5 protein-coding genes are annotated in these 13919 nt (G+C 44.6%); all 5 read left to right on the forward strand.

Translation table 11 applies throughout. The annotated features are described in order from the left end of the window. Positions 1–41: 41 nt before the first annotated feature. Positions 42–3611, forward strand: a complete 3570-nt coding sequence (locus AC6RV6_RS00740; protein ID WP_500238111.1) for a hybrid sensor histidine kinase/response regulator — start codon at positions 42–44, stop codon at positions 3609–3611. A gap of 80 nt (positions 3612–3691) precedes the next feature. Further along, positions 3692–5029 (forward strand): response regulator, encoded by a 1338-nt coding sequence (locus AC6RV6_RS00745; RefSeq protein WP_500238113.1) that lies wholly within the window; start codon positions 3692–3694, stop codon positions 5027–5029. A gap of 106 nt (positions 5030–5135) precedes the next feature. Next, a complete protein-coding gene (locus AC6RV6_RS00750; protein ID WP_500238114.1) occupies positions 5136–10583 on the forward strand; it encodes a trifunctional serine/threonine-protein kinase/ATP-binding protein/sensor histidine kinase in 5448 nt (1815 codons plus the stop codon). A gap of 105 nt (positions 10584–10688) precedes the next feature. Then, positions 10689–10826, forward strand: coding sequence for a hypothetical protein (locus AC6RV6_RS00755; RefSeq protein WP_500238115.1), 138 nt, complete (start codon positions 10689–10691; stop codon positions 10824–10826). 69 nt (positions 10827–10895) lie between these two features. After that, entirely contained in the window at positions 10896–13913 is a 3018-nt protein-coding gene (locus AC6RV6_RS00760) for a hybrid sensor histidine kinase/response regulator (protein WP_500238116.1), read from the forward strand. The last annotated feature ends 6 nt before the right edge of the window (positions 13914–13919 follow it).

A 13919-nucleotide genomic window follows, 5' to 3' on the forward strand; every position in this document is an offset into this window, starting at 1 on the left:
TTTAGTTTATACTGAACTCATCATTCTATCGTTGGGTTCTCATGCAGAAAAGAATTTCTCCGAACGCGACCCATTCAACATCTCCAAGTTATTGGAAACTCATACAAGAACAACTTTTTAAAAAAAAGCGTTCGGTTGTCGTGCGCCTAAACTTTATCTTCTTCTTAATATTTCTCGTGATTAGCGGCGTTTCCATTGGCGTTCTATTTTTTAGTTATCAGGTCAAAAGATCCACCCAACAAGTGCTAGACGTAGAAGTACCCAAAGCCGTCGGTACGATTAGTATGCTTCAAGAGTTGGGCACCATGAGCGGCAACTTATTAGAATATGTTCTCGGTGAAGAAGAAGAAGAGCAGGAATACTTCAAAAACTATAAGGAGTTGTTAGAATTTCGCGATAATATTTCTCTCCAAATTCGCAGCACTCGCAAGCGCGACTGGGATCGCTTGGACAGACTGATTGAGGATTTTAAGGCAGAATCAGAGAAAAAAGTGTTTGAGGGCTACGATCCCAGTGCCGATCGCAAAGCCAGCGATCGCATTAGCACGCTCCTAAAAGAGGTGGGCATCCCCATGGAAAGGCTTTTGCAAGAACTCAAAGAGGAAGAACTGGCAGATGCGGGCAAATCAAAGAGTTTCGAGGAGGTGCTGCGGGATGACCTTCCGGGGGTTCGTTACTATCTGGAACTGTCCGAACTCGCCGGTAATATGCTTGCTACCTTGAACCGCTTCATTCTTAACGATGCGAATGCCAAACAAGAGTTCTTTCAGTATGCCCTTGATTTTGAAATCACCTTCGACAATCTCAGAATCCTAGAGAAAAAAGAACAGGAAACCATTCGACTCAGGGAGATCGAACGGCTCTTTAGCGAGCTGAAAAATGAAGGAGAGAGCATTCTCAAGACTTACCAAGGAAATAATCGCGAAGAGGCTCTCCAAACCATTGAAAACTTGGAGCGCCGCAACTACGAAGAAGCCGAAAAATTGTTAGAAAGCCTCTCGCAAACCGCTCGAGAACAGGTGGGCAAAAGTAAAAACTCCCTCAACCAATTGGTGAGATACCTCAATATTGTCACGATGTTTACGATCGCCGCTGGTATTTCTCTGGTATTGCTGTTAATTTTCTACGTTCGCACTGCTATTCTTCAGCCTTTACATAAAATCACGTTTGCCGTGGAATATCTGCGATCGCGTGAAGGAGACTACGAAATCGAGCAAGGGCGCTACGACTTGGAATTCGATGGCATTTTAGGCAGTCTCAACCTCTTCAAACAGGAATTGCTCGAGCTCGATCTCCTGCGAAAAACGGAACAGGCTCGAGCCAAGCAACTCGAAGACGCGCGGGAGTTGGCCGAATCCGCCAGCGCGGCAAAAAGCAATTTCTTAGCGGTCATGAGCCACGAAATTAGAACCCCCATGAATGCAATTTTGGGGTTGAGTCACTTGGCATTACGCACCGACCTCGACAACCAACAGGTGGACTATGTCGAGAAAATCGAAAGATCCGGTCAATCCCTCCTGCGCCTCATTAACGATATTCTCGATTTCTCTAAAATTGAAGCGGGTAAACTCGCACTGGAAAAAATTGATTTTGAGTTGGATGCAATCTTACAAAATGTAACCAATCTCGTCGGCTTGCGGGCAGAAGAAAAAGGCCTCGAATTCTCGATCGCGATCGATCCAGAAATCCCGAACTTTCTGCGAGGCGACCCCCTGCGATTAGAACAAATCCTTCTGAACCTGACCAGTAACGCCGTCAAATTTACGGAAGTGGGGGAGGTTGTCATTCGGGTTGTTTTGCAAGAGCGGCAAAACAATCGCATTATAGTCGGGTTTTCCGTTCGGGACACGGGGATCGGGCTAAACCAAGACCAATGCAAGCGCCTGTTCCGCAGCTTCAGTCAAGCCGACGACTCGACCACGCGCAAATATGGCGGTACTGGCTTAGGTTTAGCCATTTGCAAACGCTTGGTCAACCTAATGGGCGGCGAGATTTGGGTAGAGAGTCAGCCCGATCGAGGCAGCAACTTTCAATTCTTTGCCGTATTTGAAACCATATCGACCGCCTTAACATATCCCAACCCCCCCGCAGCACTGGAAAACATCAAAGTACTGATCGTCGATGATAACCCCGCAGCCCGCAAGATTCTCAAGGAACTGTTGCAGTCCTTTTCTCTACAGGTTGACACCGTTGCTTCTGGGGAAGAAGCACTGGAGGAACTGCAAACCACCAAGATTCCCTATCAACTGGTGATGACGGATTGGCGGATGCCCGACGGGATGGATGGGATTGAGTTGATTCAACGCATCCGTGCGAGTTCCTTGCTCCACCAGCCTCGGATTCTACTGATTACCGGCCATGGGCAAATCGAGGTGAAGCAGCGTGCCGAACAAGTGGGGGCTGAGGATTGTTTAACCAAACCCGTCAATCGTTCGACGGTTTATAATACTCTAGTGAGAACCTTCGGCTCTGATACTGTCCCTCAATCTGAGAGCGATCGCTCGATGGTCGATACTCATTCTCTTTCGGGCTATAAGCTTTTGCTGGTAGAGGATAACGAAATCAATCAGCAGATCGGCCGAGAACTATTGGCAGGGGCAGGGGCGAATCTCGATACCGCGAATAACGGTCTGGAAGCCCTCGAAGCAGTGAAGCACAAACATTATGATGCGGTGTTAATGGATATTCAAATGCCGGAAATGGATGGTCTTGAGGCCACTCGGCGCATCCGCGCTCTGGGTCAATCGGATCGCCCCGATCGCCAACGCTTCACAAATTTAATTATCATTGCCATGACGGCTCATGCCATGATTGGCGATCGCGATCTGAGTCTGCAAGCAGGCATGAACGACCATATCACCAAGCCCATCAATCCCAACCTTGTTTTCCTAACCTTGCGCCGTTGGCTTCAATCGCCCAATGGCAAGATCGACAGCGACACGACGGTACAACAGGTCGAGTCCGAGGCAATCTCTACTCTTCCCTTGCTCCCTGCTGCCGAGAAGCTGCGCCTTTTAGCAGGGATCGATGTTGAAGCTGGTGTCGATCGTATTGGAGGAAATTTCAAGGCCTACTGCCGGATTGTGAGGCAGTTTCGCGAACAGAATCAAAATACCCTTGCAGATATCCAAGGAGCGATCGCCGCAACAGACTATGCTACCGCTCGGAATCGAGTTCATGCGATCAAAGGCGTAGCGGGCAATATCGGAGCCGAAGCCTTATTTACTGCTGCGGCTGTCCTAGAAAAATCTTTGCAGAACAATTCTCCAGCCCAAACCCTATCCGATTTAATGCCAACCTTCAAGGAGTGTTTCACTGTCGTGATGGATTCTCTCGAGCAGCTAGAGCTATCGGTTAAACCCTCTACAAATGCGATACGTGCAAGCACGAGGATCGCCTCATCAACCCTGAAAAAGCGTCTGCAAGAACTGGAACATCTTTTGCAAACCGATATAGCCACAGCTTTAGAGCAACTCAAAGCGTTAACAGAAGTCACCCAAGGAACCCTACACGGCACTGAAATTCAACAACTTCAAGACACAGTCTTGAATTTTGATACTGATGTCGCACTCGTTCGTTTACAAGAGTTAATTGCACGCATAGACGCATAACCAATGTTGTCAATTCCCGTACCGCCCATCTCGCATTTATCAGAGTATAATTACTCATTAATTCTAGGAAGCTCAACCTCATGAACTCTCATGCTCCAACAAATCCCACTAAATCTAAGGTGTTGATCGTTGATGACGATCCTCAGAACATCCACATTCTACTGGAAATCCTTAAAAAGGATTATGCGATTGTGGCCGCAAAAAATGGCACAAAGGCTTTGGAGTTGGTGGTACAAAATCCTCGACCGGATTTGATCGTACTTGATGTGATGATGCCGGATATGGACGGTTATGCCCTTTGTCAAGCCATTAAATCGCGATCGGAAACCCAAGATATTCCCATCGTTTTCATCAGCGCTCTCGATGAGGCTTTAGATAAAGTCAAAGCGTTTAATGCAGGGGGGATTGACTATATTGCCAAGCCATTCCAACGGGAAGAAATTTTGGTTCGTATTGCCACTCATCTTGAAATTTACCATCTCCGGCAACGACTTTATCACCAGACCGTACAACTGGCTGAGAAAAACCAAAAATTGAGCCGAATCAACCAAGATTTACAGGCTCAATATTGCCAGATGAAAGCGACACAACTCCAGTTAATTCAAGCTGAAAAAATGGCATCTTTGGGTGAATTAATGGCAGGAATTGCCCATGAAATCAATAATCCAACGGGTTTTATCAAAGCAAATATCAACCCTGCTCAAACCTACGTGCAGGATTTATTCGGTCTTATTGATTTTCTGTTGCAAGAATGCCCCAAGGATGCAACTCATATTCAAGATGAACTCGAAGCAGTGGACTTGGAGTTTATTCGCGAAGATCTACCCAAGCTCATTAATTCAATGGGCTTGGGGATCGATCGTATCTGTGATGTGAGCGATAGCCTGAGAACCTTTTCACGAGACGATCGAGACCACAAAATTGCCTTTAACCTGCATGATGGGATCGATAGCACCCTACTTATTCTCAAGCACCGTACTAAAGCCAACGCAGACCGACCAGCAATAGAAATTGTGAAAAATTACGATAATATTCCGGAAATTTACTGTTTTCCGGGGCAGCTCAATCAAGTTTTTATGAATTTGCTGGCTAATGCCATTGATGCTCTTGATGAAGCCAATCAAGGCAAAACTTTTACGGAAATTCAAGCTCAGCCAAATTGCATTATAATTGAGACGAAAATGCTAGAAAACGAGCAGGTACGGGTTCGCATTCAAGATAACGGCTGCGGTATGAAACCCGCAACTCAATCGCGGATTTTTGAGCAAGGATTTACCACCAAAGAAGTTAGCAAAGGGACGGGTTTGGGCATGGCGATCGCGCGTCAAATCGTCGAAGAAAAACATGGCGGTGCGATCGCTTGCCAATCGGAATCAGATAAAGGCACAGAATTTATAATTTCTCTGCCGATAAGTTGAATTGCACCCAATTGTTAAAAATTGTAAATTCTTGAAAACTTTCACAAGTTTTTCACAATCTTTGTTTAATTTAAACTGAACCGTATTTCCAGAACGAGAAGCAATAATGAGCACCATTTTAACCGACCTGCCGAAAGTTCTCAATTATCGAGCGATCTCGCTCATTCACGAAAGCGATCGCACCCTCGTTTATCGCGCTCGCAATGAGGAGAATGGGCAGTCTGTCGTTATCAAACTAATGCGAAATGAATATCCTTCCTTTAACGAATTAGTTCAATTTCGCAACCAATACGCAATTAGCAAAAATCTAGAGATAGAAGGCATTGTCAAAACCCATGTCTTAGAGCGCTACGAGAATCGCTATGCTTTAATTATGGAGGATATGGGAGGCGTATCTTTAGCGGAATACAAAGGCAAAACAACTCTCTCTATCTCGGAATTTATCGAGATCGCTATCCAATTAGCAGACATTCTGCACCATCTGCATCAAAATAATATTATTCATAAAGACATCAAACCTGCAAATATACTAATTCACCCAGAAACTCAGCAAATTCAATTAATTGATTTCAGTATTTCTACTCTTCTGCCGAAAGAAACTCAAAGCCTACAAACTCCCAATGTTTTAGAAGGAACCTTAGCTTATTTATCTCCAGAACAAACCGGACGGATGAATCGCGGGATTGATTATCGCAGCGACTTTTATGGGTTGGGAGTCACCTTTTACGAATTGCTGACGGGAAACGTCCCTTTTACCCACGACGATCCTTTAGAGTTGATTCACGCTCATATTGCCCAAACTCCAGATCCGCCAAGTAAATGGGTTTGTTTGGAAGGAAAATTCTGTCCTGCCCCCCTCTCGAATATTGTCTTAAAATTAATGGCAAAAAATGCCGAAGATCGCTATCAGAGCGCTCTCGGACTAAAATACGACTTAGAACGATGTTTGACTCAAGATCGAGAAACCGGAGAAATCGCGCCGTTTGAATTAGGAGAGCGGGATCTGTGCGATCGCTTTATCATCCCCGAAAAACTTTACGGACGGGAAAAAGAAGTGCAAGCATTACTCGATGCTTTTGAACGGGTGACATCTCCCTCAACTCCTGTAGAGACGTTGCCGGCAACGTCTCTACACCCCAGAGCAGAAATGATGCTAGTGGCAGGATTTTCAGGAATCGGGAAAACTGCCGTCGTCAATGAAGTTCATAAACCCATTACTCGTTACAAAGGCTACTTTATCAAAGGCAAATTCGACCAATTTAATCGCAATATTCCCTTCTCTGCCTTCGTACAAGCCTTTCGCAGTTTAATGGGGCAATTGTTATCAGAATCCGATACGGTTTTGGCTGCTTGGAGGTCTAAAATTCTCGAAGCCCTCGGAGAAAGCGGACAAGTTCTCATTGATGTCATCCCCGAACTCGAACGAATCATCGGCAAGCAACCCGATGCCCCAGAACTTTCCGGCAGTGCGGCACAAAATCGTTTTAAACTGCTCTTTGGTAAATTCGTGCAAGTATTCGCGACCCCAGAGCATCCCCTCGTGATTTTTCTCGATGACTTGCAATGGGCAGATTCTGCCTCCCTCAACCTATTAAAACTGTTAATGACAGAATCAGAAACCGGTTATTTGTTGGTGTTGGGAGCATATCGAGATAATGAAGTCTTTCCCGCTCATCCCTTCATACTGGCACTCGAGGAAATTCGCAAAGAGAAAGCCAATGTTAATACTCTCACCCTCGCCCCGTTAAGACACCAACAAATTACTTGTTTGGTCGCAGATGCGTTGCAGTGTTCTCCGGAGACGACGAAACCTTTATCGAAGTTGATATTTCAAAAGACGCGAGGGAATCCCTTTTTTACAACCCAGTTTTTACAAGGATTATACGAGGATAAGTATATTATTTTCGATGCCAAGGCAGGCTATTGGCAATGCGATTTGACGCGGGTGCGAGAGGCAGCACTGACGGATGATGTAGTGGAATTTATGGCAGGACGATTGCACAAGTTACCAGAAACCACTCAAAACGTCCTGAAATTAGCCGCTTGTATCGGCAATCAATTTGATTTGGAGACTTTAGCGATTATCTGCGAAATCTCTTCCGAGGAAGTCGCTACCAATCTATGGAATGCCCTGCGAGAAGGGTTGGTTTTACCTCAGAGCGAAGCCTATAAGTTTTTTCAAGGATGGGAAAAAGACGAAAAGAAAGCAGATAATATTGCCATTAGTTATCGCTTCCTACACGATCGCGTTCAGCAGGCTGCTTATTCCTTGATTCCCGATGGCCGCCAACCAGAAATTTACTTAAAAATCGGTCAATTATTGTTGCACTCTATTCCAAAATCTCAACAGGAAGAGAGGATTTTTGAAATTGTCGATCCCCTGAATTTAGCTGTCGATATTATTGTTGACCCAGTTCTCAAAGAGGAGTTAATTTACCTTAATTTACTAGCAGGTCGCCACGCAAAAGCTGTCACCGCTTATGATGCGGCATTTCAGTATTTGCGATCGGCGATCGCACTCTTGAATGTAGATACTTGGCAACACAACTATACAAAAACTTTAGAAATCTATAATTTGGCCGTTGAAGTTGCTTATCTAAGTGGCTGCTTCTCCCAAATGGAATCATGGACTACAGTCGTTTTGAGCAATGCCGCCTCGATTTACGATCGCATTCCTGTTGCTCGAATTAAACTGCAAGCATTATCTGGAGGAGAACAAGGAGAAGTAGTCCGAGAAGCACTAGATCTTCTAGCCGAATTAGACATTTTCTTGCCCAGAAAACCTACTCCAGCAGACCTTCAACAGGCTCGCGAGATAACAGAGAAAATGCTGGCTCGACAGCCAATTTCCAACCTTGTCGATCTGCCTCCAATGAACGATAGGCATTTTCTAGCTGTTGCTGCAATTCTTCAAGCCTCAATGCCAACAAGTTACCGCATTGAGCCAAACTTATTTCAGTTAATGGTACTGAAATTAATTCAACTCTCGTTAGAACATGGTAATACTTCTTTATCTTCTTTTGGGTATGCCTGTTATGCTTTAATGTGCTGTAGCAGTCCTCAAACAATCAACATTGGCTATGAAGTTGCTCGAGTGGCATTAGCTGTAGCTGAGAAAATGAGCGATCGCAGCCTTCAAGCTCGGACATTATTCGTGGTTAGCGTGTTTGTTCATGTCTGGGAGCTACCACTAGATAATGTATTGGAGGAGCTTCAACGCGCGTATCAACTCTGTCTAGATGCGGGAGATTTAGAATTTGTCGGGCATACAGCATTGCATTATTGTTATACGGCATTCTTTCGCAGCCAGCACTTACAGTCTCTTAAACCTCAAGTTTATTCCTATTTCCATGCTCTCCAAAAATTTGGCCAAGAAGTTTGTGCTAACTATATAAAACCTTACCAAATAACAATCGATTTATTAGTTAATTCTAATAACCCGGATTTTTCTGTTGAGGAACTTCAATCCGAACTATCTCGACAACAAGCTCGGTTTAAAGCAGATAATGACCTTTACGGATTATTTACTTGTCACTTAAATGGGCTGATCGTTCATTACTGGTTTGGTAATTTTCAGCAAGCCCGAGCAGATGCTAATTTGGCCTATGAGTATATCAATGCCGTAGCTGGAGATTTTATCGTTGCAATTTTATACTTTTATGCTTCTCTAACATATCTCCAACTACACCCAAAACAAAACTTGAAAGAACAATCTACTACTTTAGAAAAAGTGATCTTCGCTCGAGGGGAACTTCTGAGTTTTGCTGGGTACGTACCAACAAATTACCAACATCAATACGATTTGTTACAAGCAGAATACCATCGCATTTTAGGGGAAAAATTAGAGGCGATTGAATACTACGATCGCGCGATTGCCAGAGCGAAAGAAAATGAATATATCCAAGAAGAAGCATTGGCCAATGAACTTGCCGCCAAGTTCTACCTTGAATGGGGCAAAGAAGCGATCGCCGAGGTCTATTTAAACAAAGCCTACTATTGTTATGCTCAATGGGGAGCAAAAGCCAAGACAGACGATCTCGAACAATGCTATCCTCAAATTTTACAGCCAATTTTGCAACGCGAACGCATTACTTTATCTTCCGGTACGAGCATTTCTAAAATTACCAGTACTTCTCATTCTGCAACGATTGCCAATATTTCCTCAATTCTCGATTTTTCTTCCTTGTTAAAAGCCTCCCAAGCCCTATCCGGAGAAATTGAACTCGATCGCCTCCTCTCAAAGTTAATGAAAACAATTCTCGAAAATGCCGGAGCAACCAAAGGTGCATTATTATTAACGAATGAAATGGGATTAACCGTAGAAGCGATCGCCACTCGTACCGATACAAAAAATGAGTTAGAATTCGCTTCTCTGCATCAATCCATTCTCCTAGATGATTATCCCGATTTACCCACCGGATTGATTAACTATGTCCGGCGCACCACAGAAACCGCTCTTCTAGATGCGAAAACCGCACAAACCCAATTTGCTGCCGATAACTATTTACTGCGCTTCTCTCCTCAAAGCTTGCTCTGTTTGCCCTTACTCGAACGAGGGAATTTAATCGGCGTTCTTTATTTAGAAAATAATTTAACCGCCGATGCGTTTACAAGCGATCGCGTAGACTTATTGGATGTCCTCTGCGCTCAAGCAGCGATTTCCTTAACCAATGCACGGCTTTACCAACAAGCACAACAGGCACTCAAAGACCTACAGCAGACACAGTTGCAATTAGTCCAAAATGAAAAAATGGCAACATTAGGAAATCTCGTGGCGGGGGTTGCTCACGAAATTAACAATCCTGTCGGTTTTATCGGTGGGAATGTGAGTGCAGCGCAAGAACATTTACAAGATTTACTCGAAGTCGTTTCTCTTTATCAAGAAAATACCTCTCCTCCTGAAGAAATTGCCGAAGCGATCGAAGACCTCGATCCCGAGTTTATTGCTGAAGATTTCCCCAAGCTCATTGCATCCATGCAAAAAGGCTGCGATCGCATTCGTAACATCAGCACATCTCTGCGAACCTTTTCCCGCACAGATGCAGATAAGCAAACCGAATTTAATCTACATGATGGCATCGATAGCACCTTATTAATCCTCAAATATCGTCTCAAAGCCAATGAGCAACGCCCCGCTATTGAAATTGTTAAAAATTACAGTGATATTCCCGAAGTCAAATGCTATGCCGGACAACTCAATCAAGTGTTTATGAACTTATTGGCTAATGCGATCGATGCTTTAGAGGAAAGTGATGCAGGAAAAACGTATGATGAGATAGAAAAACAACCCAATCACATTACAATTAATACAGAATTAAGCGAGAACAAAAAAAATATCATTATCAGAATTATCGACAATGGAATGGGAATGCAAGAAGCGGTAAAAGAGAAAATATTCGAGCAAGGATTCACGACCAAAGGTGTAGGGAAAGGAACGGGTTTGGGGATGGCGATCGCACGTCAAATCGTAACCGAAAAACACGGCGGCGCGATCGCTTGTCAATCGGAACTCGGGAAAGGAACAGAACTTATAATTTCTCTACCAATAAGCTGAATTACACTTCATCATTCTTAAAAAATGTAAATTCCCACAACTTTTCACAAGTTTTTCACAATCTTTGTTTACACTGAGAATCTATTTCCAGAACGATAAGAAACAATGAGCGCGATTTCGACGGACCTCCCTAAAATTCTTAATTATCGAGCGATCGCACTCATCTACAAAAGCGATCGCCCTCTCGTTGATTGCGGCAGGAATACCGATAATCAGCAACCTATTCAAGTTAATGCGATATGAATATCCTTCCTTTAACAAATTAGTCAAGTTTTGCAATTAGCACGCGATAGTTTTAATGAGGAGAAAATCATGACCAATGTTTTAGAACTCGATAACAACAACAGACATTCAAAATCCTCAAAGTATCGGTTGAGATCGATAATCGCGTTGTTGTGTCTTCTCGTTGCTGGATATTTGGGAAACTACTTCAGCATTCCGATACTCCTACATATAGACTGGCTCTTTGGCAGTCTGTTTGTTATGTTGGTTGTTCGTTTGTATGGGTTTGGTTGGGGTGCGATCGCGGCGGCGATCGCCAGCAGCTATACAATTGTGCTGTGGAAACATCCTGCTGCCTTTATTTTATTCACGCTGGAAGCCCTGTTTGTCGGCTGGGGACTACGACGGCGCAGCAATAACTTATTATTACTCGACGTTATCTATTGGGGACTGATTGGCTTCCCTCTCCTGTGGTTGCTGTATGTTTTCTTGGCGAAAGTTCCTCCTCAAGCCGTTTTATTGATCTCCTTCAAAAATCCAGTCAATCAAATTTGTAACGCCCTGATCGCCAGCCTCATTTTGACTCATACGCCTCTTGCTAGGTGGTTGGGGATAAAGAAAAGCCGAACGCATGCGTTTGAACAAACTCTTCTTAATTTGTTAGTGGCCTTTGTCTTGCTTCCCGCACTGGTGCTGACCATTTGGAATTGTCAGGATGCAACCGCCGTTCAAGAAAAAAACTTAGTCACCCGTCTAGAAGACACTCATCATAATATTAGTGCCGATTTTCAAGACTGGCATCAGCAAAGTTTAGAAAAATTGCAAGGGTTAGCCTCTCGCATTGACAATAGCGATCGCTCCGACCAATCGACATTCCAAGAACAAATACAAATCGCTCAACAAACCCTTCCCGAATTCCGCAATTTCTCTATCGTCGATACCAACGGAAACATTCTCAATTCTACCCAAAATGCCACAACCTTAGAAACTTTACCCTTTCAGGCTTTGCTCGAGGCAAAACAGCCCCTGATGTCTGAAGTCTTGATGATAGCCAACTCACCGACCATCTTCCAGAGCATCCCCATCTTTCAAGATGAAAACTTGGTGGGACAACTTCTGGCAGAGCTGGATGTAGAGACCTTGAAACAGCTATTGCCCACGGGTCAAGCCTCATCAAACCAACTGGTTAGCCTATTAGATCGACAAAATCGGGTCATTACTAGCACCCGCGAGGATTTAAAAGCAGGTCAGCCCTTCGATCGCGATGGCAATGGAGAAATCGAGCCGGTCGATGGAAACACCCATATTTGGGTTCCCATTCTACCGAACGTCGCCAAAGTCGTGCGCTGGAGGAAATCATTTTACATACACGAGAATGTAGTCGGTGACGACCTTCCTTGGACTCTCGCCATTGAAAGATCGAGTGCGTCTCATCTGGTCGTCCTCGACGGGATTTATACGAAAAGTTTTGCGATTCTCATGGCGATCGCGATCCTCGCTCCCCTTCTGGCCAAACCCATCAGTCGCAATCTAGTCAAACCTTTATTGCAACTTGCCACCCTGACTAACAATTTGCCCGACAAACTCACCGACCAGCAATCGCCGCAAATCCCCACTAGCGCGATCGCAGAAATCAATACCCTCTCTAATAACTTTCAACTCATGGTCAGTGCCCTCCAAGATAAATTTCAGGAAATTCAGCAAGCCAATCAGGAGATTCAGCAAGCGAAGGAAGTGGCTGACAGTGCCAACGAAGCCAAAAGCGAATTCTTGGCTAACATGAGCCACGAATTGCGAACACCGCTCAATGGCATTCTCGGCTATGCCCAAATCCTCCAACGCAGCGAACCCCTCACGGCTAAAGGGAAAAACGGCGTTGATATCATCTACCAATGCGGTTCCCACCTCCTGACCCTGATTAACGATATCTTGGATCTCTCCAAAATCGAGGCTCGCAAACTCGAACTCCATCCTGCCCCATTTCACTTTCCTTCCTTCCTGCAAAGTATCGTTGAAATCACTCGCATCCGTGCCGAACAAAAAGGGATTGACTTTCAGTTTCAAGCTGACGATCGCTTACCGGTCGGTGTTTCTGCCGATGAAAAACGGTTGCGCCAAGTTTTAATTAACCTGCTGGGTAATGGCATTAAATTTACCGATCGCGGGACTGTCACTTTTAAAATTGAATCCGTCGGTGAAAAGATTCGCTTTCAAATTGCAGATACGGGGGTGGGAATGACCCCGGAACAAATCGAGCAAATCTTTCTCCCTTTCGAGCAAGTGGGCAATACGAAAAAGCAAGCAGAAGGGACGGGTTTAGGACTCGCCATTACCCACAAAATCATTGCGATGATGGGGAGCGAAATCGAAGTGAGCAGTATCCCCACTCAAGGCAGTACCTTTTCGTTTGAAGTCGAACTTCCCCTTGCTGGTAATTGGGCAACCGCATCGAGAGTTTCCGAGCAAGGTCAGATTATTGGCTATCAGGGTCAGAAACTTAAAATTCTCCTCATCGACGACCGTTGGGAAAATCGCTCGGTTCTCCTCAATCTTTTAGAACCCATCGGCTTTGAAATCGTGGAAGCCAGTAACGGTCAAGAAGGAATCGAACAAACTTTGGCAACGAATCCCGATCTGATTATCACTGACCTCGCGATGCCGATAATGGATGGATTTGAGTTTTTGCGACAACTGCGATCGCATCCCCAACTTCAACATAAAATCGTTCTCGTATCCTCTGCCAGCGTCTTCGATCTCGATCGCCACAAGAGTATCGAGGCCGGCGGGAATGACTTTTTACCCAAACCCGTACAAGCAGAAACCTTGCTCGAACAATTACACGAGTATTTACAACTCGATTGGATTTATCGCAAAAATGAAAATGAGAAACCCGAAATATCTGCGGCTACGACTATTGAGCCTCCAGACATCGTTATTTTGACTCAACTTGCCGAATTCGCTGACAATGGCGATCTCGATGGCGTTCTCGACATGGCCCGAGCTGACCAAAATGCTCGCGCAACTGCCTTTTTCCAAAAAATCATTCTGCTTGCCGAGGCTTGCGAAATCAAACAATTAAAAGCATTTATTCAGCAATACCTGACCTAACACTAG

It is taken from the genome of Spirulina sp. LEGE 11439 (assembly GCF_059821285.1).